At 66.8% G+C, this 22,013-nt stretch carries 16 protein-coding genes; 6 read left to right on the plus strand and 10 right to left on the minus strand.

Annotated features, from left to right (window positions below):
• Positions 1-39 precede the first annotated feature (39 nt).
• The gene (locus ACFU5V_RS14800; protein ID WP_378700126.1) at positions 40-921 is read right to left on the minus strand and encodes an SMP-30/gluconolactonase/LRE family protein; all 882 of its coding nucleotides are present in this window, start codon (positions 919-921) and stop codon (positions 40-42) included.
• A 5-nt stretch (positions 922-926) separates the two neighbouring features.
• Positions 927-1,709 (minus strand): IclR family transcriptional regulator, encoded by a 783-nt coding sequence (locus tag ACFU5V_RS14805; protein ID WP_378700128.1) that lies wholly within the window; start codon positions 1,707-1,709, stop codon positions 927-929.
• A gap of 45 nt (positions 1,710-1,754) precedes the next feature.
• Between ACFU5V_RS14805 and ACFU5V_RS14810 the strand changes: the two genes are divergently transcribed.
• Complete coding sequence (locus tag ACFU5V_RS14810; protein WP_378700130.1) at positions 1,755-4,628, plus strand: FAD-binding and (Fe-S)-binding domain-containing protein; 2,874 nt, start codon at positions 1,755-1,757, stop codon at positions 4,626-4,628.
• Positions 4,629-4,950: 322 nt separating this feature from the next.
• Here the strand turns inward: ACFU5V_RS14810 and ACFU5V_RS14815 are convergent, their stop codons facing one another.
• The 5 genes from ACFU5V_RS14815 to ACFU5V_RS14835 form a co-directional block, all read right to left on the minus strand.
• Positions 4,951-6,258 carry an MFS transporter gene (locus ACFU5V_RS14815; RefSeq protein WP_378700132.1) on the minus strand — a complete coding sequence of 436 codons (1,308 nt, stop codon included), beginning with the start codon at positions 6,256-6,258 and terminating at the stop codon, positions 4,951-4,953.
• Positions 6,259-6,325: 67 nt separating this feature from the next.
• Complete coding sequence (locus ACFU5V_RS14820) at positions 6,326-7,561, minus strand: alpha/beta hydrolase (protein WP_378700134.1); 1,236 nt, start codon at positions 7,559-7,561, stop codon at positions 6,326-6,328.
• On the minus strand, positions 7,558-7,803 hold the full coding sequence (locus ACFU5V_RS14825) for a hypothetical protein (protein WP_219455359.1): 246 nt from the start codon (positions 7,801-7,803) through the stop codon (positions 7,558-7,560). Before ACFU5V_RS14825 ends, ACFU5V_RS14820 begins: the two co-directional genes overlap by 4 nt.
• On the minus strand, positions 7,800-8,444 hold the full coding sequence (locus tag ACFU5V_RS14830; RefSeq protein ID WP_378700136.1) for a VOC family protein: 645 nt from the start codon (positions 8,442-8,444) through the stop codon (positions 7,800-7,802). The genes ACFU5V_RS14825 and ACFU5V_RS14830 overlap by 4 nt, the downstream gene beginning before the upstream one ends.
• A 23-nt stretch (positions 8,445-8,467) precedes the next feature.
• Positions 8,468-9,226, minus strand: a complete 759-nt coding sequence (locus ACFU5V_RS14835; protein ID WP_087558582.1) for a maleate cis-trans isomerase — start codon at positions 9,224-9,226, stop codon at positions 8,468-8,470.
• Positions 9,227-9,503: 277 nt separating this feature from the next.
• On the opposite strand from ACFU5V_RS14835, the gene ACFU5V_RS14840 reads away from it, so the two are divergent.
• The 5 genes from ACFU5V_RS14840 to ACFU5V_RS14860 all read left to right on the plus strand — a co-directional run bounded on the left by ACFU5V_RS14840 (position 9,504) and on the right by ACFU5V_RS14860 (position 18,261).
• A complete protein-coding gene (locus ACFU5V_RS14840; protein WP_124392401.1) occupies positions 9,504-11,606 on the plus strand; it encodes a hydantoinase/oxoprolinase family protein in 2,103 nt (700 codons plus the stop codon).
• A 12-nt stretch (positions 11,607-11,618) separates the two neighbouring features.
• Positions 11,619-13,943 (plus strand): hydantoinase B/oxoprolinase family protein, encoded by a 2,325-nt coding sequence (locus ACFU5V_RS14845; protein WP_378700138.1) that lies wholly within the window; start codon positions 11,619-11,621, stop codon positions 13,941-13,943.
• Positions 13,944-13,983: 40 nt separating this feature from the next.
• On the plus strand, positions 13,984-15,681 hold the full coding sequence (locus ACFU5V_RS14850) for a (2,3-dihydroxybenzoyl)adenylate synthase (RefSeq protein ID WP_378700140.1): 1,698 nt from the start codon (positions 13,984-13,986) through the stop codon (positions 15,679-15,681).
• 157 nt (positions 15,682-15,838) lie between these two features.
• Positions 15,839-17,422, plus strand: coding sequence for an FAD-dependent monooxygenase (locus ACFU5V_RS14855; protein WP_378700142.1), 1,584 nt, complete (start codon positions 15,839-15,841; stop codon positions 17,420-17,422).
• Between the two features lie 38 nt (positions 17,423-17,460).
• Positions 17,461-18,261, plus strand: coding sequence for a TetR/AcrR family transcriptional regulator (locus tag ACFU5V_RS14860; RefSeq protein WP_378700144.1), 801 nt, complete (start codon positions 17,461-17,463; stop codon positions 18,259-18,261).
• A 612-nt stretch (positions 18,262-18,873) separates the two neighbouring features.
• Here the strand turns inward: ACFU5V_RS14860 and ACFU5V_RS14865 are convergent.
• The 3 genes from ACFU5V_RS14865 to paaK are packed head-to-tail and all read right to left on the minus strand — an operon-like array spanning position 18,874 to position 21,996.
• Positions 18,874-19,725, minus strand: coding sequence for a TetR/AcrR family transcriptional regulator (locus ACFU5V_RS14865; RefSeq protein WP_378700146.1), 852 nt, complete (start codon positions 19,723-19,725; stop codon positions 18,874-18,876).
• Positions 19,722-20,681 carry a helix-turn-helix domain-containing protein gene (locus ACFU5V_RS14870; RefSeq protein WP_378700178.1) on the minus strand — a complete coding sequence of 320 codons (960 nt, stop codon included), beginning with the start codon at positions 20,679-20,681 and terminating at the stop codon, positions 19,722-19,724. The genes ACFU5V_RS14865 and ACFU5V_RS14870 overlap by 4 nt, the downstream gene beginning before the upstream one ends.
• Before the next feature lie 16 nt (positions 20,682-20,697).
• On the minus strand, positions 20,698-21,996 hold the full coding sequence (gene paaK / locus ACFU5V_RS14875) for a phenylacetate--CoA ligase PaaK (protein WP_378700148.1): 1,299 nt from the start codon (positions 21,994-21,996) through the stop codon (positions 20,698-20,700).
• Positions 21,997-22,013: the final 17 nt, after the last annotated feature.

Below are 22,013 nucleotides of genomic sequence, written 5' to 3' on the forward strand. Positions count from 1 at the left end.
GCGGCGCGGCTCACCCGTCACGTGGGCCGAATCGTTGATCTAGTCGGCCCAGTACGGGCTCGGTGTGCCGCAGGTGCCCACCTGAGCGAGAAACAGCTTCCCGGAGTCCGGGTACTGCTCGAGTTGGCGATCGGTCAGTTCGCTGCGGGCGGTGGTAATCAGGAGGAGATCGAGGTCGTCACCGACGAATGCCACCGAGGAGGTGTGCGGGGCGGGTACCTCGACCACGGTAAGGAGATGCCCGGAAGTGGTGTAGCAGCGAACTTGCCCGGATCCCCACACTGCTACCCACAGATTGCCGTCGACGTCGACGCACAAGCCGTCGGGATATTCGCCGTCGAAACGCAGCAGCGCACGTCGGGTACCCCAGACTCCCGAGTCGGGGTAGTAGGGGCGCGCCCAGATCACTTTGGAGAGGGTGTCGGTGTTGTAGAAGACATCCCCGACTGGGGACCAGCCCAGCCCATTCGAGAGGGCAAGATCAGTGTCGATCGGTACGAGGTGGCTCCCTCGCAGCTGAAACAAACCCTCCTCGTTTTCGCGGGCGTCGAGAGCCAGGGTGCCCACCATGAACCGCCCGGCGGGGTCGCACTTGCCGTCGTTGAGGCGACTCTTGGTTCCGGTCTCGATGACTCGGGGTCCGGGCGTGCGGCGTCCCGCCGTGTCGAGAACGGTCAGCGTCTCCTGCTCGGCGACGAGCAGACGGCCGTCCGCGGCAGCGGCGACGGCACTGACGGTGCCGGCAAACCGATGGACGGCCGTGCACTCGATCGCGGTCCGCCCGGGTACTACGCGCCCCTCGCATACCCGATGACCGTCGATATCTACCCACAGCACCCGGCGGCGCAGCGGATCCCAGGCGGGCCCTTCGGCCAGCAGGTAGGTCTCGGTCGAGGCAACCGTCGCTGATACCGACCTCACCATGTTCATCCCACGATCGCCCGGATCTCGGGGAGATCGTCGAGCAGTTCCTTCAAGGGTGTGCGGTAGGCCAGCGCACTGATGCTGATTGCGCCGCTCGGGTGCGTCGGCGACATGAGAAAGGCAGGCATCGCAAGGCAGTTGATGCCCGGCTCGTTTTCTCGGTCGTCCACGCTGTATCCGCGCTCGCGAATCTTCTCGAACTCGAGGTGCAACCCTCGTGCGGTCGTGAGGGTGTGCTCGGTCGGCCGCTCCAGGACGCGATCACCGATCCACGCCGTGATCGCGTCCTGGTCCGGGAGCAGGTAGGACAGCAGCAGTTTGCCGACAGCCGTGCAGTGCGCCGGATTGCGGCCACCCACGGTCGAGGTCAACTTCACGGCCCCGGCGGGAGGGTCGACCTTGGAGCGGTAGACCACGGAATGGTCGTCGAGGACCGCGTAATGTGCTGTCTCCCCGAACCGCTCACAGAGACGCTCCAGGATCGGGTGCACCCGCATGTGGTCCGGCCGCGCCTCGTGATGCGCGAAGGCCATTCGCAGGAATTCGTCGCCGAGGACATACCGTCCGTGCCCGTCCTTGGCGGCGAACCCGGCCTTCACCAGCGATGCCAGCGCCCGGTGCACGGTGGGTTTGGCGCTGTCGACCGCGCGGGCCATCTCGTCGAGGCCGATTCCGTCGGGGTGCCGGGAGAGTTCGCTGAGAACTCCCAGCACCCGATCGGAGCCCACCAGTCGAGGTTCGGCCGCGACTACCGCATTCGCTGACGGCGATGTACTGTTGCTCACATTCCACATAGTAGATCGCAATTCCGAGAAATGGAAATGTCTGAGATGTCGTCACGCTCTCATCCTCTACGCTCACCTTCGGCGGGAACCCTCTTCGCAACCTCTGCGCCGAGCACGCCGCCGCATCGGCGGATCCACCCCGCCCCACCGGCCGCGCTCGAGATCCTCGAATCGGTAGCCCCGGGCCGGGTCCGGTCCCGCTCGTCGGATCGGCTGGCATTGGCCCATGACGCCTCGCACTATCTGTTCACCCCGGATGCTGTGGTCGCTCCGGCGGACAGCGCTCAGGTGGCGGGACTCCTACGGGCCAGTGCCGAGCACAGTCTTGCGCTGACGTTCCGCTCCGGTGGAACAAGCCTGAGCGGACAATCCTCGAGCAACAACATTCTCGTCGACACTCGGAAGAACTTCCGTGACATCGAGGTGCTCGGCAACGGTGCCCGGGTGCGGGTACAGCCCGGCGCAACCGTCCGGCACGTCAACGCCCGGTTGGCACCGTACAAACGCAAGCTCGGTCCCGATCCGGCCAGCGAATCGGCATGCACGATCGGCGGTGTTGTCGCCAACAACTCCAGCGGCATGGCCTGCGGCACCGAGTTCAACACATACCGGACCCTGGAATCGATGGTGCTCGTGCTGGCATCGGGCACGGTGATCGACACCGGAGCGCCCGACGCCAATACCCGACTGCGAAACCTCGAACCAGACCTGCACTACGGACTTCTGCGACTGCGGGACCGGGTCCGCGACAACCGCGAATCGCGCAGGATCATCGAGAAGTTGTACTCGATCAAGAACACCATGGGGTACGCCGTCAACTCGTTCGTCGATCACCATCGGCCCGTCGACATCCTCAGTCACCTGATGATCGGCAGCGAAGGAACGCTCGGGTTCGTGGCCGAAGCCACCTTCCGCACCGTACCGGTCCAACCCCACCACGCGACCGGCCTGCTGGTGTTCGACCGTTTGAGCAAGGCCACTGCCGCATTGCCGGACCTCGTGGCCGCCGGATTCGCAACCATCGAATTGCTCGACTCGAGGTCCCTCGCGGTGGCGCAGCGCGATCCCGCTGCCGACGCCGTGCTCCGAGGCATCGAAGTGCACAAGCATGCGGCGCTGCTCGTCGAGTTCCAGGAGATGAGCGAGGACGCGTTGCAGGAACGCACCTTCGCTAGCACCCCGCTGCTGAACGAGCTGCCGCTCACCCTGCCTGCCGCCCTGTCGGCGGACCCGAAGTCGCGAGCCGGTCTGTGGCACATCCGCAAGGGGCTCTACGCCACCGTGGCGGGTAACCGGCCCAGCGGAACCACCGCACTGCTCGAGGACATAGCGGTCCCGGTGCCGGCGTTGCTGGACACCTGCGAGGACCTGATCGGCTTGTTCGATCGGCACGGCTACCACGACAGCGTCATCTTCGGACATGCCAAGGACGGGAACATCCACTTCCTCCTCAACGAAGACTTCGAACGGCCCGACCAACTCGATCGCTACGTGCGCTTCACCGAAGACATGGTGGCCCTGGTCCTCGGCAACTCCGGCACCCTCAAGGCCGAGCACGGAACCGGGCGGATCATGGCGCCGTACGTGCGACGGCAATACGGTGACGAGCTGTTCGACGTGATGTGCGAGGTCAAGCGGCTCGCCGACCCCGTAGGGATCCTCAATCCCGGTGTCCTGCTCAACGAGGACATCACCTCGCACATCACAAACCTGAAAACGTCCGTCACCGTCGAGGAAGAAGTCGACCGCTGTGTCGAGTGCGGGTACTGCGAACCGGTCTGCCCAAGTGCCGACCTGACGCTGACCCCACGTCAGCGCATCGTCCTGCGCCGAGAAATGGCCGCCGCCGAAGAGGCCGGAGACCTTGATCTTCTCAACGAGCTGCGTGGTGACTACGAATACGACGGGCTCGACACCTGCGCGGTCGATGGCATGTGTCAGACAGCGTGCCCGGTACTCATCGACACCGGTGAACTCGTGAAACGGCTCCGCGCCGACAACATCGGACGCCTGGAGCAGGCCGGGTGGCGACAGGCCGCCAAACACTGGTCCGCGACTGTGCAGGCAGGTTCTCTCGCCCTCAGTGCCGCCAAACGTCTGCCGGCGCCGCTCGTGACCGGCGCCGCTTCGACAGCCCGCCGCGTCATCGGAGACAACACCGTACCGCTGTGGGACAAGGACCTGCCCAGCGGCGGGACCCGGCGCACACCGCGCACCACCGCCGCGGATCCGCAAGCTGTCTTCTTCTCCGCCTGCATCGGATCCATCTTCGGCCCCGCCGACGGACCCGGGGGCGTCGCCCAGGCCTTCCTCGCGCTGTGCGATCGAGCAGGCGTCCAGGTCGCCGTCCCCGAGGTCATCAACGGAATGTGCTGCGGGACACCATGGAAGTCCAAGGGAATGACCGACGGATACTCGATCATGACCGAACGAGTCAGACCCGTACTACACGCCGCCAGCCGCAGCGGCACCATACCGATCGTCTGCGACGCCACATCCTGCACCGAGGGGCTCGAGCGCATCGCCCAGGGTTTGCCCATCATCGACGCTGTCGCATTCGTCGACCAAGCTGTCCTGCCGCGCCTCACCGTGTCCACTCGACTGAAATCGCTCGCTTTGCATCCCACCTGCTCGTCGACCCGACTCGGAACCAACGACGCCCTCGGCCGAATCGCGACCGCGATCGCTGATACCGTCGTCGTCCCCGACGGATGGGGATGCTGCGCCTTCGCCGGTGACCGCGGCCTACTCCACCCCGAACTCACCGCGTCCGCCACCCGAGCAGAATCGGACTCCCTATCCGGGGAACACTTCTCCGCCTACGCCTCCGCGAACCGCACCTGCGAAATCGGCATGACCCGAGCAACCGGCAAAACCTACCACCACATCCTCGAACTGCTCGAACATGCAACACGCTGATCCGCACATCTACACAACAACACACCCGCACCTGCGGCCACCACACTCGGTGCCACTCATCGACACCCCCACCGGAGACGGCCACAGGGAAGGTCGCTGCGCATCGGTGCCGAATCTCCGTCCGAACTTCAAACCACGTCTTCGACAAGCCGTGTCTACCTGATCGTCAAAGAACTGATCCTCTCCGGTCAACTCCGTGGGGGTGACTCGATCAGCGAGAACCTCTTGGCCAGCATGACCCCCACAAGCCGAACGTCGATCCGGCCCTATGCGGTAAGCGCCCGGTCGATCATGGCGGCGACCTGTCCGGTGAAATCGATTGTCATGACACGGCTTTCCGGTCCTCGGGCAGGGCCGCGGGGGTTTTGACGACTGAGTCGCCTGCAGTGTGCCGCGGTACGAGTGCGGTCAGTGCTGCGCCGACGACGGCCGGGGCGGCGAAGGCCAGCAACTGCCAGGTGGCGCCCGCTCCGATGGCGACGAAGAAGCCGCCGTACGTCGGTCCGATGATCGCCCCGATGCGTCCGATTCCGAGTGCCATTCCGATGCCGGTGGTCCGGCATGCCGCGGGATAGTGGCTGCCGATGAATGTGTTGAGCAGGATCTGGGTTCCGGTGGTGCCGACGCCGGCGAGCAGCACCAGCAGGTAGACGGCAGCGGTGGGCGGACCGGTGGCGATCAGGATCAGTGAGACTGCGGCGCAGAGGAATCCGATCGCGGTGACGGGTTTGATCCCGTACCGGTCGGCGAGTGCGGCGCCGCCGAGGGCTCCGACAGCGCCGCCGACGTTCAGTGTCAGCAGGAACGACAGCGCGGCCCCGAGCGGATATCCGGCCGACTTCATCAGGGCGGGCAGCCACGTCGCGACACCGAACAGCACCAGCAGGCACACCAGGGTCATGCCCCAGAACAACAATGTCGCGGTCGTCCGCCCGCTGCCGAACAGGGCACGCAGTCCGCGCTCGGGGTGCGGAACGGTCGAGGTGGGCTCGGGTTCGAGCCCATACCGTGCGCCGATCGCCGTGGCCTCGGTCGCGCGGCCGCGGGAGGTCAGGTACGCGGGTGATTCGGGGAGATACCGGAGCATCAACGGCAGGAACAGCAGCGCCGGAACCAGCCCGGCCACGAACATCGCCCGGAAACCGAACGTGGGCACGAGCCACAGGGACAGCACACCGGCCAGAATTCCGCCGATGCTGGTGCCGACGAATCCCATCGCCACCGAGCGTGCCCGGGTTCGGCTGTGGGAGAACTCGATCAGGGTGGAGGCGGCGGTCGGCATGAGGACGCCGGCACCGATGCCCACCGCCGTCCGGCCGACCCCGAACACCGCGGGGGTGGGTGCGAGTGCGCAGACACCCATCGCGGCGGAGAACACCAGGACCGCGGCGAGGAGGGTGCGGCGGCGGCCCCAGCGGTCGGCGACGCCGGCGGCGACCAGCGCGCCGATCAGCATGCCGACGCCGGTGAGGGAGCCGAGCATCCCGACGTCGGTGGCGTCGAGTTGCCAGGGCTCGTAGGCGAGGAGGGAGGGAACGACGGTGCCGTACATCAGCAGGTCGTATCCCTCGAGGACGAGGGCCATCAGGCAGAGCCCGATGACGGGGGCAGTGGTGGGGCGGGCAGTCATGTGTACTCCGCTCGACCGGGCACCCGACGACCGCGACGCGGTATCGGGTGCCCGGATATAAAGGGGGTCAGGAGAATCGGTCGGACAGCCAGGCGCCGATGTCGGCCGCGGCGAGGGCGGCCCCGGTGGGTGCGCCCTCGGCGATGGGCCCGCCGAAGTGGGTGCCGGCGACGCGGACGTGGGTCTTGTCCGTCGACCCGAGGGCATCGCACATGGTCTTGGCGTCGTCGGGGAAGCAGGCCTGGTCGCCGGTGAGTTCGACGAACAGGGCGGGGGTGGTCACGGCGGGAGCGCAGCGCAGGAAGTCGGCGTTGGTGCTGAGCCCGGACCACGTCGACAGCCAGGCGTCGGGGGTGGCGAAGCGGCCGAAGCCGACGAGTCCGTAGTTGGTCAGATCCGGCCGCCTGCCGAACAGCGACCCGTACGTGCGCTCGTTGGGGCTCAGCGACAGGTCGGTGAACCGTAGGTCCGCGTCGGTGCGGTAGACGGTGAGGACGCGGGGCACGAGGGCGGCGCGCCGGTCGGCGGGTTCGCCGGTGCTCTTGTATCGGCGGCGCGCGTCGGCGGCCTCCTCGACACGTTGCCGGGCGATCTCGTCGAGGCGGGCGACGCGGTCGTGTTGTGCTGCCCGGTAGCGGGTGACGAACTCGGGTGCATACGCCGAACTGTGCGGGGGTTCGGCGAATCCGTTGGCCGGGTCGAACGGATTCAACGCGGGATCGGCCGCCAACGGGTCGGACTCGTCGACGACGGACGGGTCGATCAATCGGAGCAGCAGCGCGCCCTGCCCGGGATGCGGAGCCATGAACACGGCGCCGTCGGGCAGCGGCATCTGCGCCCCGGCCAGATCGATCGGCCGCCCGGCGGGAGTGCGGGTCAACCGCTCCGCCGCGGGCAGACCGGCCTGCTGGTGATAGAACGCGAACAGGGTGCCGCCGCCCGAGTGCCCCAGGCTGACGACGTGCTCGAAACCCTTCTCGCGCAGAAAGACCTGACCGGCCGCGGCATCGAGCAGGGCCTGCTCGTGCACCAGGGCGACGTCGTTGTTGACCGAGCGGGTGCCCTGCGTCCACACCGCGTGTCCGCGGGCGAGCAGTTCGGGCACCAGTACGTGGTGCGTCAGGTCCTGGCGGGGGTGCATGAGCGCGACGACGGTGCGGGCGCCGGGGACGACCCGCAGCACGCCGGTGACCTTCGCCCCGTCGGCGGTCGCGAGTTCGTGCACGGACGTGACGGTGCTGTCCGGTGCCTGCGCGGCGTCGATGTACCGGCCGGCGCCGAGCCTCCGGGTGTCCGTGCTCATCGCGGCTCGATTCGCATGGCGTCCTTGTCCCACTGGGTGATCCGGGACTGCGCCAGTCCGGCGACGCTGCTGTACCAGACGGCGTGACGGCAGCCGGTGGCCCGCCGGTCGATGACGATGTCGGAGTCGGACACGATGCGGAAGTAGGGTCCGACGTGGTCGACGGTGACCGCCGGATCGCGTCCGGCGACCTCCGCGACCGCGGTGTTCTCGGGGACGTCGAGGACGAACAGGGTGGTCATCGGGTCGCCATCTCCTTCGATTCCTGTTGCTGCTGCCAGGCGGCCGCGCGTTCGGTGATCAGTTCGGCCTTGCGGGTCAGCAGGGCGTCCATGCTGGGGTCGGGCCCGGTCACCACGTCGACGAGGGCGTCGATGGTGAGGTTGGCGTCGAGGTCTTCCTGCGGGGTGACCGGGCGCAGCGCCCGGGTGATCTCGATCATGTAGCCGTTGGGGTCGTGGGTGTAGATCGACTCGATCGTCTCGTGCTGGATCTGCATCTCCACCGGCCACGCGCTGCCGTCGAGGCGGCGCCGGTATTCCATCAGGTCGTCCTCGTTGTCGACGTGGATGGCGAGGTGCCGGGAGCGGATGAAGAAGATCGGCACGTCCTCGGCGAAGCGGGAGTACGAGTCACCCTGCGGTCCGCCGTCGAACGGTTCGAGACCGAAGTAGTAGAAGAAGGCCAGCCGGTCGTCGTTGCCGATGTCGAAGAAGAAGTGGATGAAGTCGGAGTGTTTCTCCGGCCCCCACCCGGCCGCGCAGATCGAGTGCACGACCGGGAACCCGAGCACGTCGCGGTAGAACTTGACGGTGCCGGCCGGATCGAAGGTCGGATAGGCGACGTGGTCGACGCCTTTGACGGTGTGCTGCAGTTCGGACATGTTGAACTCCAAGGGGTTCGGGGTTACTGACGGGCGGCGGCCGGTGCGTCGGCGCGGAGCAGACTGCCGGCGCCGGGGATGTCGACGGGGAGGTCGAGGGCGCGCAGCAGGCTGTAGGCGCCGGCGGTGGCGGCCGAGAGGACGGGCAACCCGAACTCGTCCTCGGCGGCCTGCACCAGGGGAAGCGACGGCATCTGCACGCACGCGGAGATCACGAGTGCGTCCACGCCCTGCAGGTCGAGGGATCGGGCGGCGTCCATCACCCGGTCGCCGGGGATGCATCCGACCTCGGCGTTGTCGGCGACCTCGAGTGCGCGCCAGTCGTGGACCTGGATGCCTTCGGCCTCGATGTACGCGACGACCTGCTCGGCGAGGGGACGCAGGTACGGGGTGACGAGGGCGATGCGCCGGGCCCCGATCGCCCGGAGCGCTTCGATCAGCGCGCCGGCGCTCGAGCGGACCGCCGCCTCGGAGCCGCCGGTGGCGAGTTGTTCGGCGACCAGCCCTTCGACGCGCTGATGCTCACCCGGTCCGACCGACATGAGCGCGACCAGGCAGGCGTAGAGGATGGCGTCGACCCCGGCGTCGCCGAGTTCGAGAATGCAGCGCTCGCGCTGGGCGTTCATCGCCCGCAGTTGCTCGGGTGAGACGGCCTGCATGCGCATCCGGCTGGAGTGGAACGAGAACTGTGCGTCGGCGTGCTGACCGAGCAGCGCCGGCATCTCCGTCTCGACGGTCACATTGGAACTCGGGACGACGAGTCCGATGCGATGAATGCCCATGGTGTGCCCTTCTGATGTCGAATTGTCGCGAGGCGGGGGAGTGAGCACCCCGGCATGTGTTGATTTACGCTCATGCCGAGTATTCGACGTTCGCGAAGATTCGTCAAGCCCCCACGTCCGGGCCGGTAAACGGCGCCCCGGGCGTGACTGCCCTCACAGTCCGCTCTTGACATGTCATCAGACACGTCGAATACTCGACATTGACGTAAGACGGTGTTGGAGGACGACCTCGCACCGGTCGAGAACTTCCACCTCATTTCGAAGGAGCGCAGAGGTAATGGCATATGTGATCGGAGTGGACGTCGGTGGCACGTTCACGGATGCGGTATTGGACGACAATGCCGGCACAGTTCTCGCCGCGAAGGCTCCCTCGACCCCGCCGGACTATTCGCAGGGCGTGATCGACGTCCTCGACGTGCTCGCCGAGCAACTGGGGTGTCCGGTCGAGGAGATGCTGGCGAACACACACCACATCGCGCACGGCACCACGTCCTCGCTCAACGCCCTGGTCATGGGGAACGTGCCGCCGGTCGGGTTCCTCACCACCAAGGGGCACCGCGACTCGATCTACATCATGAACGTCGAGGGCCGGTATCTGGGCAGCTCACCGGAGCAGCTGCAGAACGTGATGGGGCAGAGCAAGTCTCACGGGCTGGTACCGAAGAAGCATGCCCTCGAGGTGACGGAGCGGCTGGACCGCGACGGCAACGTCGTCGTGGCACTGGACGAGGATTCCGCCCGCGAGGCGATTCACGCCCTCGTCGACGACGGGGTGTCGGGCATCGCCGTCTCGCTGCTCTGGTCGTTCCGCAACCCGGCGCACGAGCAGCGGATCCGCGAACTCGTCCACGAGATCGACCCGACGATGTTCGTGTCCCTGTCGAGTGAGGTCAGCCCGCGTATCCGCGAGTTCGCCCGCAACGCCACGACCATCATGAGCACCCAGATCGGCCCCGGGCTGCGGGACTACCTCGGCGAACTCGAGTCGAAGCTGCGTGACCGGAAGCTCGCCGGACCGCTGCTGGTGATGCAGAGCAACGGCGGTGCCGTCGCGGCCGCCGAGGCGCCGAAGAACGCGATCAGCACCGTCGGATCGGTGCTCACCGGCGGCGTCGTCGGAGCGGTGTCGCTCGGCACCCAACTCGGGCACCGCAACATCATCGCCACCGACGTCGGCGGCACCACCTTCCTCGTCGGACTCGTCGTCGACGGTGAGCCCGTGCGCGCGTCCAGCACGATCATCAATCATCACCCGATCAACGTCCCCACCCTCGAGGTGCACGCCATCGGATCCGGCGGCGGCGCGATCGCCTGGGTCGACCAGGGCGGCAACCTGCAGATCGGCCCGCACAGCGCGCAGGCCGTGCCCGGGCCTGCCTGCTACGGGCAGGGCGGCACCGAACCCACCAACGCCGACGCGAATCTCGTGCTCGGGATCCTGCCCGAACGCGGCCTTCTCGGCGGCCGCAAACCACTCGACAAGGAACTCGCACGGGAGGCGATCCGCACCAGGATCGCCGAACCCCTCGGACTGTCGATCGAGGACGCCGCCGCCGCGATCTACGCGGTGCAGAACGCCCAGACCGGTGACCTGCTCCGCAAGACCGTGGTCGAGGCCGGACACGATCCTCGCGACTTCGTGCTCTACGCGTTCGGCGGTGCCGGCCCAGCGCACTGCGCCGCCTACGCCCGCGAGGTCGGGGTCCGCGAGGTCGTCGTCCCACTCGGCCAGGTGGCCTCCGCGTTCTCCGCCTACGGTCTGGCGTCGTCCAACATCGTGCTCGCCGCCGAGCTGTCGGACCCGGCCGCTATGCCACTCGATCCCGTCCGGGCCGAACGCAACTTCGACCAACTCGAGCAACAGGTCCGGGCAGCGCTCGACCGGCAGGGGCTGAAGTTCACCGGCGTGGAGGTCGAACGGGAGATCGACATGCGCTACACCATGCAGCTGGCGGAGGTGGCGACACCGGTCCCGGCCGGAAGCCTCGACGCCGAGGGAGTCGCCCGGGCGTCGGACCTGTTCGAGCAGCGCTACGCCGAACTCTACGGACAGGACAGCGGATTCCGGGAGGCCGGGATCCAGGCGATCACCTACCGGGTGCGCGTCACCGGCGTCCTGCCGTTCTCCCCCACCCTGCCCGAACTGAAATCTGCGGACTCGGCTGACGCGTCCGCTGCGAAGATCGGCACCCGCAAGGTGTGCCTGGACGGGCGGATCGGCTACACCGACACCGACGTCTACGACTACAGCACACTGCTCGCCGGACACGTCCTCCAGGGCCCCGCGATCGTCGAGGTCCCCACCACGACGGTCGTCGTCCCGCACGAGACCACCGGCACCGTCGACCGCCTCGGCAACCTCAACATCGTCGCCCAGTAGGAGCACCCGAAGATGACCATGCAAATCCCCGGCGCCGAAATTTTCTCGAGCCGACCGATCGACCCCGACGAACTCTCACGCTCACTGCCGCCGTCGCTGCCCGTCCACAGCGTCACCCAGGAACAGATCGACGAACTCGACCCGCTGACCTACGAGGTCATCCGGCACCGGCTGTGGTCGGTCACCGACGAGATGGGCGAGGCCCTCAAACGGATGTCCGGCTCCCCCATCGTCACCGACGCGAACGACTTCGACTTCGCGATCAGCGACGAAATCGGCCAGGAAGTCCAGGTCGGCCTGTACAACACGATGCTCGTCGGCGCCGTCGACCTCGCCATCTACTGGACCCTCCGGCACCGCGCCACCAACCCGGGCATCACCGAGGGCGACATGTTCCTGTGCAACGACCCCTGGGTCGGGGGCGGCCTGCACCAGAGCGACGTGATCGTCTACCAGCCGGTCTTCTACGACGGCAAACTGTTCGGGTGGACCAGCGCCATCTGCCACGAACCCGACCTCGGCGGGTCCGGGCTCGGGTCGTTCGACCCGTCGGCGAAGGACGTCTTCTCCGAGTCGTTGCCCACCCCGCCGATCAAGGTGGTCCGCGACTACGAACTGCAGCGCGACGTCGCCGACGCCTGGGTGCGGCGGTCGCGGGTGCCGATGCTCGTCGGGCTCGACCTGCGCGCGAAGATCGGCGCCAACACCGTCGGCCGCAACCGTCTGCTCGCGGTGATCGAGCAGTACGGCGCCGACACCGTCAAGGCCGTGATGAAGCGGATGATGGCGGACGCCGAGGGGCGCCTGCGCGGCAAGCTCGGGTCGTTGCCGGACGGCACGTGGAAGGCCACCGGCTACCAGGACCAGTCCCACACCGGCGACCGCGGAATCCACAAGATCACCGTGGCGATGACGAAGACCGCGGACCATCTCACCTTCGATTTCACCGGCACCGATCCGCAGACCGGTGTCATCAACTGCACGTACGCCGGCATGCGCGGCGGCGTGATGCTCGCGCTCCTGCCGATCCTCGCGGGGGACATCCCGTGGTCCGCCGGCGGGCTGATGCGCTGCTTCGATCTGGTCTCCGAGGAGGGCACGATCAACAACGCCACGTTCCCCGCCGCGGTCAGCCGCGGACCGATCGGACCGGCCTGGCTGACCGGGACGCTGATCGCCGAATGCCTGTCCCAGATGCTCGACCGTTCCGTCGATCTCGGCAAGAGCGTTCAGGCCGCGTGCTGCGGCACGTGGGACACCGCGGTGATCGCCGGTCTCGACGAGCGGCCCGAGCAGTCGGTGCCGTTCCTGAACATCATGATGGAACCCATGTCCGGTGGGTACGGCGCCCGCCCGACCGCCGACGGCATGGACACCGGTGGCCTGTTCTGTATCCCGATGGGTCGGATCCCGGACACCGAGATGACCGAATTCCTCTACCCGCTGCTGACGCTGTGGCGACGGGAGGAACCCGACTCCGGCGGGCCGGGACGCCAGCGCGGCGGGGTCAGCGCCTCGATCGCCGTCACCCCGTACGGCACCAGCCTGCCGATGGGATTGGTCCTGGCGTCCGCGGGCAAGGCCGTCGCGCAGAACAACGGCCTCGCAGGCGGTTACCCCGGCAACACCGGGGTGGAAGTCCTCGCCCGCGACACCGGCGTGGTCGAGCAGCTCGCTTCGGGCCGCATCCCGGGCTCGCTGGACGACCTCGGCGGCGGTCGCGAATTCGGCGCCTGCTACGCCGAAAGCTATGTCGCCCCAGGCGAAGTGCTCTACATGCACTGGCAGGGCGGCGGCGGATACGGTGACCCCCTGCTGCGCGATCCGGCCGCGGTGGCCGCCGACGTCCGCGAGGGCAAGGTCACCGAGCACGGTGCCGAGACCGTCTACGGGGTCGTCCTCGCCGACGGCGACGCCGATGAGATCCGGACCTCGGATCGGCGGGACGCGATGCGCACGGAGCGCCGGGATCGCTCCGGAGGAACCCTGCCGGACGCCCCCGTGGTCGACCTCGCCGGGGCGCGCAGGCTCGACGACAACCTGGCCGAGGTCACCGTCGGCGACACCCGGGTGATCGCATGCGCCCAGTGCGGACGCCTCCTCGGCGACGAGAAGAACAGCACCTCCCTCGATCTGGCCCGGTTCGAGGGCCCGTCGTCGACGGCGGGGCCGCAGGTCACGTCCGATCCGGCAGAGTACGTGGACACCCCCGTCGTTTTCCGGCAGTTGTGCTGCCCCGGTTGCTGGACCGCCGTCTACTCCGGCATCGTGCCTGCCGATCACCCCGATCACGCCCTCGATGTGGCCCGGCTCCTGCCCGCGGTGGCGGAGCGGTGACGGTCCGGGTAATCGCACAATGGAGGGAAGGAGGACAGCGGTGACATTCTCGGACTGGGGCGGACGCCTCGTCACGTTCCCCGACGACCGGGCCGCCCGCTATCGCGACAGCGGGGCGTGGAGCGACGACCCCACCGGGCGGCGGCTGCATCAGGTCGCCATCCGGTTCCCGGATCGGCCTGCGGTGATCAGCGCGGAGGGCTCGATGAGCTTCGCCGAGCTGGACGGGCGCACCGACGAGATCGCGGCCGGACTGATCGGGCTCGGACTCCGCCGACTGGATCCGGTGATCTTTCAGCTGACCAACCGGCTCGAGACGGTCCTCGCGTGGTACGGATGCATCAAGGCCGGGCTGGTCCCGGTGGCCACTCTGGCCGCGCACCGCATGCACGAGATCGGGCACGTCAGCCGCACGGTCGGCGCCGTCGCCCACCTCGTCGAGGCCGGACTGCCCACGTTCGACCTCGTCGAATTCGCCCGCGAGCACGCCGACGGCCACCCCAGCATCCGGCACGTCATCACCGTCGGAGACGGGGCGGGCACCGGCGGGCCGGACATGATTCGACTCGAGGATCTCGGGGCCGGCACCGATCCCGATGCGGCCCGGGCCGCCGTCGAGGAGATCGAGGCGCACACCGATCCGCTCGACGTCGCCGCGTTCCAGCTGTCCGGCGGCACCACCGGTGTCCCCAAGGTCATTCCACGGATCCACGCCGAGTACTGGAACAACGCCCGGATGTACGCGCAGCGCCTCGGGTGGGACCAGGACAGCCGGGTGGCGCACCTGATTCCGATCATCCACAACGCCGGAATCTCGTGTGGGCTGCACGCGGCGCACTCGGTCGGCGCGTGCCTGGTGCTGGCCACCGCCGATGCGCCGACTGCCTTCGAGTTGATGGCGAAGGCGCAGGCGACCGAAGTCCTCATCGGACACGGCCACTACCAGGCGGTGCTGGACCCGGACTTCGACAAGGCGCGGGAGACGCTGCGTCGCGTCGTCCTGTCCGGTGCCAAGGTCCCCGCCGAATTGTTCGACCGCGTCGACGACGGGGCCGGCCACTGGGCGGGGCAGCTGTTCGGGATGTCCGAGGGACTGTTCACGGTGACCCCGCTCGACTCGCCCGCGCGGGCCCGCCTGACCACGGTGGGCACACCGATCGCCTCCGACGACGAAATTCGCATCCTCGAACCCGGCGGCGAGCGCGAACTCGCCGACGGTGAAGTGGGTGAATTGTGTTGCCGTGGCCCGTACACCATTCCCGGTTATTTCGACGCGGCCGACCACAACGCGGCCGCCTTCACTCCCGACGGCTTCTACCGCACCGGAGACCTCGCCGCGATCACCGTCATCGACGGCCGGCGCTATCTGTCGATCGAGGGCCGCATCAAGGACCTCATCAACCGGGGCGGTGAGAAGGTCAACGCCGAGGAACTCGAACTACTCCTTCTCGAGCATTCCGGCATCGCGGATGTCGCGGTCGTCGCCATGCCCGATCCCCGCCTCGGGGAGAAGACGTGTGCATATCTGGTCGCCAGGGACGGTGAAGATCTGCCGCTCAGCGAGATTCAGGAGCACCTCGCGAAACTCGGCGTCGCCAAATTCAAGTGGCCGGAACGACTCGAGTGGGTGTCGTCTCTGCCCCACACGAACGTGAACAAGATCGACAAGAAGCGGTTGCGGGCCGAGATCGCGGCGAAACTCCTCGCCGAGGCGGACGCGCCCCGCGTGGTCGTGTAGGGCCCGCATCACGAATCGACTGGGGATCACCACTTTCGGGGCATGCCTGCAGAGGCGTGCCCCGAAAGTCGTTCACTCCCTTCTTCGCTGCCGGATTGACCAACCGACCCATACGTAGAATAATCAACACAAACGTCACACAGACTGGAGTCAGCCCATGAACCTCGAGCGAGTCGCAGTGATCGGCGGCGGCCCCGGCGGTCTCTACGCCGCGAGACTGCTCAAGCGAAGCCACCCGCACGCCGAAGTGACCGTCTACGAACAGAGTTCCCCGGACACGACATTCGGATTCGGTGTCGGACTGGCTTCCCGAACACAGCGCAACCTCCGCGACGCCGACGCCGCGTCGCTGGACGCGATCGTGGCCGCCGCTCACCCGCACGAGATGTCGATGCAGGTCGGAAGCGAGGTCGCCCGGCTCGCGCACGGCGATCTCCTCGCGATCGCACGCACGACGTTGCTCGCGGTGCTGCAACAGCACGCCCAGGACGCCGGCGTGCACCTGCGCTTCGGCGAACGGTGCGAGGCCGCGGACCTCGACGCCGACCTCGTCATCGCGGCGGACGGGATCAACAGTGCCACCCGCACGCAGCTCGCCGACGAGTTCGAACCGCGAATCGACACCGGTGCCGGACTGTATCTGTGGTGCGGAACCGACTTCGCACTCCCCAGCGCCATCTTCGTCCCGGTCACCACCGAACACGGCACGTTCGTCGCCCACGCCTACCCGTACGCAGCGGATCGCAGCACCTTCCTCATCGAAACCGATGAAGCCACCTGGCGGCGTGCCGGATTCGACGCGTCCACCGATCGCACCGCACCCCAGGACAGCGACGAGGTCTCATTGCAGTACCTCCAGGGCGCGTTCGCGGAAACCCTGCAGCATCATCGGCTCATCGGAAACCGCACGAAGTGGATGCGGTTCCGCACCGTCGGCTGCAGACGCTGGCACAGCGGCAACGTCGTGCTCCTCGGCGACGCCGCCCATACCGCGCACTACTCGATCGGATCCGGCACCAAACTCGCGATGGAGGACGCCATCGCGCTCGACCACGCCCTGACGAGCGCGGCGAACCTCGACGATGCCCTCACCGAATACGAGCGGATCCGCCGCCCCGCGGTCGAACACCTCCAGCAGATCGCCCACCGCAGCGAACTCTGGTGGGAATCGTTCCCGCAGCGCATGGACCTGCCCGTCGACCAGCTGATGATCGCGTACATGACCCGGGCGGGAAAGGTCGGTCTGGACCGGTTCGCCGAGTCGGCGCCGACCGTCGTGTCCCAGGGCCTCGCGAGTTACGCGAGCCGGCCCGCCGACACCGTATCCCCCGCCGACATCACGGACTGGATCCTCTCGCAACCACTGGCCCACCACGGTGCGGACTTCGCCACCCGGATCGCGCCGGCAGACCTGCGCGACGCACCCACGACGGCGAAAATCGACGTCGTGTCGGCCTCCGCCTGGGACGCAGGGGCCGACACCGTCGTCGACAACGCACCGCAGGCGGGGACCCTCTGGCTCACCGGACCGGACACCCGCGCCGCCGTGCTGAACCGCCTCGACCTCGCGGAACGTCTACTCCGGGCCACTTCGGCGACCGTCGTCGTCGAGGCCCCCACGACACACCGTGCCGATGTGGCGGCCGGTCTGGCGAGCGCACGAGCGCACCTCGCGTTCTTCACCGCACCGGCGTCCGCGGAACCCGAGCCGGTCATGTCCGGCACCCGGGCACCGGCATGACTGCGCGGACCGCATCCGGCTCCCACTATCCTTCGGGCATGACACGTGAGCAGGCCACGCCCAGCCGGCGAGGCCGCGGCAAGGCAACGGCCGGCCCGGCAGCGCAGCCCTCCGAGGACAGCGCGGCCGGTCGCAATCCCCGCCGCGAGCTGGTCGAGAAGCAGATCATGGAGCAGGCCACCCGGCTGTTCGCCGAGCGGGGATTCGCCAGCACCACCCTGCAGGACATCGCCGACGCCACCGGTCTGACCCGGCCCGCCCTCTATCACTACGTGGCCAACAAGGACGAACTGCTCTCACGGCTCGTCAGCGAGAGCACCGAAACTCCCGCCGCCCTGCTGCACGAGATCAACGAGCGCACCGAACTCGGCCCCACCGAGAAACTGCGCGAAATGGCGGTCGCCATCGCCATGCACCAAGGCGAGAACCCCGACCGGTTCAGGCTGATCATCCGATCCGAAGCGGAACTTCCGGACGACATCGCGCGCAGGTACCAGCAGAGCCGCCGGCACGTGCTGAAGGAATTCATCACCGTCATCGAAGACGGCATCAAAGCCGGCGAGATGCGTCCCGCCGATCCGCGGACGTCGGCACTCGGCATCATCGGCATGCTCAACTGGATCGCCTGGTGGCACCAGCCCGGAAAAAAGGACGACGGCCGCGCCGTCGCCGCTCAACTCGCGGACATGGCACTGCGCGCCGTCGTCCACGAGGAGTCCACCCCGACCGGACTCGAAGGACCCGCACGGGCCATCGCACTGCTCCGGCAGGACCTCAACTACCTCGAACGACTACTCGAGAGCACGCCGAACACCCCCAGCGACGACGCGGACGGCTGAAAGCTACCGCCAGCGCATCCAGCGAGGTGACGGCGATCAATAAGGCTGGGCAGTAAACCCAGCGGTGCATCGGCGAGTTGGCGGGAGCACGTTCTGCAGCAGTGGGGCGTTCGGACGCCAGATCCGGATCAACCGTATGTCTGGTAGTCCTCGATCCAACGGTCGCCCAGCAGCCAGGCCTGAAGCCGACCTCATGGGATAACGCCCTACAAGGGCAGCGGTCTGTTGTCGGCCACGCTTTTCATGCGGCGGCCGATTCGTCCGGTGGAGTAGGTGCCGGCGATCGGGGTTGTACAGGTCATGGTGTTCTCCGCGCTTATGGCATCGGATGCGACGGTTCTTGCCAGACGGCAAGGCTAGCCGACGTCGGACTATTACTCAGGTGTTCGGGATGCTCGGAATCTGAGTATGCCTTGATCGCCCACTGCGATGTGGTGGCCCGCATGTACACGATTTGTTGTATCAGGGCTAGCGGCGTTATACATCGCCGGCCTTTCACGGTGCTGAAGAGTGCGATGAGGGCGTAGATGAACATTGTGGGCATAGGGATTCCAATTGTCATGGCACGTTACATGGGTTCGAACCGTGGGGACGGGGTTGTGTGGCGTCGATTCATGTAGGTCCGCTACTCGCGCCGGTTCGCTTACCCTGTCGGGTGCCCGTGGGCGTGTTTGAGCGTGAGCCGATCGCGGTCAGTCTGCGGGCCGTGAATTCGCGGAAGTATTCCTGCTGTGCGTCGATGACGATCATGGGCAGCAATGTTTTCCACGTCAGTGTGAGTTGTCGTTTCAGTTCGCTGGGATGTGAGGTGGCGGCACTGACCAGGTAGCCGCCGTAGATGAGGTACAAGAGCAGCTGCGCGGTCTCGTCTGTGTCGATGTCCGGTCGCACGTCCTCCTCCGCGATGCCACGGTGAAGCAAATTCCGGTAATTCGTTCGCCACGAGTCGAAGACCGCCGGCGTGGAGCCGAGTTGGTCGCCCACTTCTCTGAGAAGCCGGTGTGCAGCACCTACCAGGGGGTCGTGTTGCGACGGATCGACCATGAGATGCGCGACGTCGATCAACGATTCGAGTGCCGGCGTCCGTCGGTTGACGAGTCGGGCGCCGGCAACGGCGAGACGAACGAACCCCTCGTCGATCACGGCCCGCGCGAGATCACTCTTGGATCGAGAGCCTCCGGTTCCTTCCGCGAGCTGTGTGTCGTGAGTGAGGTGGCTGAGGTCGGAGCCGCAATAGCCATGTTGCCCGAAGCTCGACGCCGCCTGATGAAGGATCGCCATCCGGGTGATATCAGCGCTTGTCACGGACGACACCCTTGTGATGCGTCGCGCTACTCGCTCGGTCGCCCGTGCATCGGCTGACTCCGCTGTTGTGGTTGCCGTTTTCACCAGACGTGGTCTTTCTGTTCGATACGCGACGGGCGGCGTACCAATTGCCCGTCGGGTTGTAGGCGCGGTCGTCATCCGATCAGTTGATGACTGTGGTCGCGGAATGCGCGCGGCGACATTCCATAGGTTTCCTTGAACAGCTTGGAGAAGTGCGAGGAGTTGACGAGTCCGTACCGTGCGCAGATAGCAGCGATATTCACGGATCGCAGCGCCGGATCGGCTAAGTCACGGCGACATTTTTCGAGTCGTCTGGTGCGAATCCATCCGGCTACCGTAGCGCCGTCTTCTTCGAAGGTTTTCTGTAGGTGGCGGGTAGAAACGTGGTGGCGGGTTGCCACCATGGTGGTGTCCAGCGCGATGTCGCCGAGGTGCGTTTCGATGAATCCTTTCGCCTGTGTGAGCAGAATCGGCGCTGTCGCCGTCGTTGTGGAGGTGGGCATTTCTGTATGGAGGGCGGATTCGAGCAGGTTGATGACGCCGTCTTCCAGGTCTTGGGACGGGGTGACGGTATTGGTCATCGCAGTCCCGTGGAGGTTTCGCAGAAACGGGGAAACAAGTGTTCCTACCCCGCCGTTACTACGGATCCGGCGAGCCGCCATGGTCTGCAAATCGATGGTTCCGAAACGGAACAGATTCCGGGGAAACATCAGCACGAGCATGTCGAAGTCACCGGTGAAGTGCAGGTCGTAGGGAAAACTCGTGTCGTAGATCGCGAAATCTCCGGGTGTGAGCAGAGTTTCGCGATCGTTCTGGGTGAGTATCCCGGTGCCTGCACGTTGGAGTCCGACTTTGATCATGCCGGGGTCGGACCGTTTGATCGTCCGCGGTGTGCGTCGGACGTGGACTTGCCGTCCTGCCACCTCGCTGAACTGAAGTTTGCCCAGCGAGGTGGTGTGCAGGGTACCGCGGAACGGTGTGGCGTCGGCGGTGGCGACTCTCTTCACTTCGAGTGGGACGAATGCTTCCGAGACGGCGTGTTGCCATGGATCGAACGGCGTGTGTGTACACGCCGCCTCGGCGTTGTCGGCCAGAAGCACGGGGGTCATCTCACAGGGCGGTTCGGTTGTCGATCAGTCGCCGTGCCTTGCCGACGGAGCGTTCGAGGGCGCCGGGGGCGACAACGTCGATTTTGACGCTGACGCCGATGCGGTTCTTCACCAGTTTCTGCAGTGCACCAGCGGCGATGGTGTGCTCGTTTCCGGTGGCCTCGGGACGGGCTTCGACACGGACGGTGAGTTCGTCCATGCGGCCGGGACGGTCGAGGATGCACTGGAATTGGGGGGCCAGTGCCGGTACCGCCAGGATCAGTTCCTCGATCTGGGTGGGGAACAGGTTCACCCCGCGCAGGATGATCATGTCGTCGGTGCGGCCGGTGACCTTCTGCATGCGTCGCATGGTGCGGGCGGTGCCGGGGAGCAGGCGGGTCAGGTCGCGGGTGCGGTAGCGGATGATCGGGAAGGCCTCCTTGGTCAGGGAGGTGAAGACCAGTTCGCCTTCTTCGCCGTCGGGGAGGACGTCGCCGGTGACCGGGTCGATGATCTCCGGGTAGAAGTGATCTTCCCAGATGTGCAGGCCGTCCTTGGTCTCGACGCATTCCATCGCCACTCCGGGGCCCATCACCTCGGACAGTCCGTAGATGTCGACGGCGTCCATGTTCAGCTGCTTCTCGAGTTCGCTGCGCATCTCCTCGGTCCAGGGCTCCGCCCCGAACACCCCGGTCCGCAGCGACGTCGTCGACGGATCGATGCCCTTCTTGATCATCGCGTCGACGATCGTGAGCATGTACGACGGCGTCACCAGGATCGCGTCCGGTTCGAAGTCCTCGATCAGCTGGATCTGCCGGTCGGTCATGCCCCCGGACATCGGGATCACGGTGCAGCCGAGTCGTTCGGCGCCGTAGTGCGCGCCGAGGCCGCCGGTGAACAGGCCGTACCCGTACGCGACGTGCACCTTGTCGGACGGCTTGACGCCGCCGGCCCGCAGGCTGCGGGCGACCAGATCGGCCCAGTTGTTGAGGTCGTTCGTGGTGTAGCCGACGACGGTGGGGCGGCCGGTGGTGCCGGAGGAGGCGTGGATGCGGGAGATCTTCTCCTGCGGCACCGCGAACATCCCGAACGGGTAGTTCTCGCGCAGGTCCGCCTTCGCGGTGAACGGGAACTTCGCCAGGTCCGCCAGATCCTTCAGGTCGCTCGGGTGCACACCGGCCGCGTCGAACGCCTGCCGGTAGTGCGGCACGTTCTCGTAGACGTGCGCGAGCGTCCACTGCAACCGCTCGAGCTGCAGCGCGGCAATTCGGTCGCGGGTGGCGAACTCGATGTCGTCGGTGGGGGTGGCGATGCTGGTCATGAGAGCTCCGTGGGATG

The organism is Rhodococcus sp. NPDC057529, from assembly GCF_042802055.1.
Lineage (GTDB): Bacteria > Actinomycetota > Actinomycetes > Mycobacteriales > Mycobacteriaceae > Rhodococcus_F.

Bases quoted from the DNA above. Each gene is read 5' to 3' on its own strand.
- ACFU5V_RS14810 (WP_378700130.1), top strand. From the start codon at position 1,755: ATGTCGTCACGCTCTCATCCTCTACGCTCACCTTCGGCGGGAACCCTC.
- ACFU5V_RS14815 (WP_378700132.1), bottom strand. From the start codon at position 6,258: ATGACTGCCCGCCCCACCACTGCCCCCGTCATCGGGCTCTGCCTGATG.
- ACFU5V_RS14820 (WP_378700134.1), bottom strand. From the start codon at position 7,561: ATGAGCACGGACACCCGGAGGCTCGGCGCCGGCCGGTACATCGACGCC.
- ACFU5V_RS14825 (WP_219455359.1), bottom strand. From the start codon at position 7,803: ATGACCACCCTGTTCGTCCTCGACGTCCCCGAGAACACCGCGGTCGCG.
- ACFU5V_RS14830 (WP_378700136.1), bottom strand. From the start codon at position 8,444: ATGTCCGAACTGCAGCACACCGTCAAAGGCGTCGACCACGTCGCCTAT.
- ACFU5V_RS14835 (WP_087558582.1), bottom strand. From the start codon at position 9,226: ATGGGCATTCATCGCATCGGACTCGTCGTCCCGAGTTCCAATGTGACC.
- ACFU5V_RS14840 (WP_124392401.1), top strand. From the start codon at position 9,504: ATGGCATATGTGATCGGAGTGGACGTCGGTGGCACGTTCACGGATGCG.
- ACFU5V_RS14845 (WP_378700138.1), top strand. From the start codon at position 11,619: ATGACCATGCAAATCCCCGGCGCCGAAATTTTCTCGAGCCGACCGATC.
- ACFU5V_RS14855 (WP_378700142.1), top strand. From the start codon at position 15,839: ATGAACCTCGAGCGAGTCGCAGTGATCGGCGGCGGCCCCGGCGGTCTC.
- ACFU5V_RS14860 (WP_378700144.1), top strand. From the start codon at position 17,461: ATGACACGTGAGCAGGCCACGCCCAGCCGGCGAGGCCGCGGCAAGGCA.
- ACFU5V_RS14865 (WP_378700146.1), bottom strand. From the start codon at position 19,725: ATGACGACCGCGCCTACAACCCGACGGGCAATTGGTACGCCGCCCGTC.
- paaK (WP_378700148.1), bottom strand. From the start codon at position 21,996: ATGACCAGCATCGCCACCCCCACCGACGACATCGAGTTCGCCACCCGC.